The following is a 754-nucleotide window of genomic DNA, read 5'->3' on the forward strand; positions in this document are numbered from 1 at the left end:
GTACGCGCGACGTCGCCAAGGCGGTGTCGCTGGGCTTCCAGGCGTCGGAGGATTCCGAGTCGAACTACGACCGGATGAAGCAGAAGGTCAACGACGAACTCAAGCAGCACTTCCGGCCCGAGTTCCTCAACCGGATCGACGACACCATCGTCTTCCACCAGCTGCGCGAGACCGAGATCCTCTCGATCGTCGACATCATGATCCAGCGCATCGAAACCCAGCTCCGCAACAAGGACATGGGCCTGGAACTGACCGACAACGCCAAGAAGTACCTCGCGAAGAAGGGCTTCGACCCGGTGCTGGGCGCGCGGCCGCTGCGCCGCACGATCCAGCGCGACATCGAGGACAACCTGTCCGAACGGATCCTGTTCAACGAGCTGACCCCGGGTCAGATCGTGGTCGTGGACTGCGAGGGCGACCCGGAGAACATCGACAAGTCCAAGCTTGTCTTCCGGGGCGCGGACCGGCCGGACGCCGTGCCGGACGCGGTCCCGGCGGACCTCGGCGGCACCGCCGCCACCGGCGCGGACGACGCCGCGTAGGCAAGAACAGTTCGAGGGCGACGGCCCCGGTAGGCGAAAGCCACCGGGGCCGTCGCCTTTCCGTGCCCACCCACCACGCCCTCCTCGCCCCAGCCCCGCCGTGGTCGATCATGAGGTTGACCGCACTTGGCGCCCGATTTGTCGCCGCTAACTTCATGATCAACGGGGCGAGCCGAGGGCGAGCCGGGGGCGAGTCGAGGGCGAGTCGAGGG

At 67.0% G+C, this 754-nt stretch carries 1 pseudogene; it reads left to right on the top strand.

Annotated elements, in window-relative coordinates:
* Nucleotides 1-542, top strand: a pseudogene (locus BAW75_RS10755) (AAA family ATPase); the annotation flags it as partial.
* Nucleotides 543-754 lie beyond the last annotated feature (212 nt).

Source organism: Micromonospora chalcea (assembly GCF_002926165.1).
Lineage (GTDB): Bacteria > Actinomycetota > Actinomycetes > Mycobacteriales > Micromonosporaceae > Micromonospora > Micromonospora chalcea.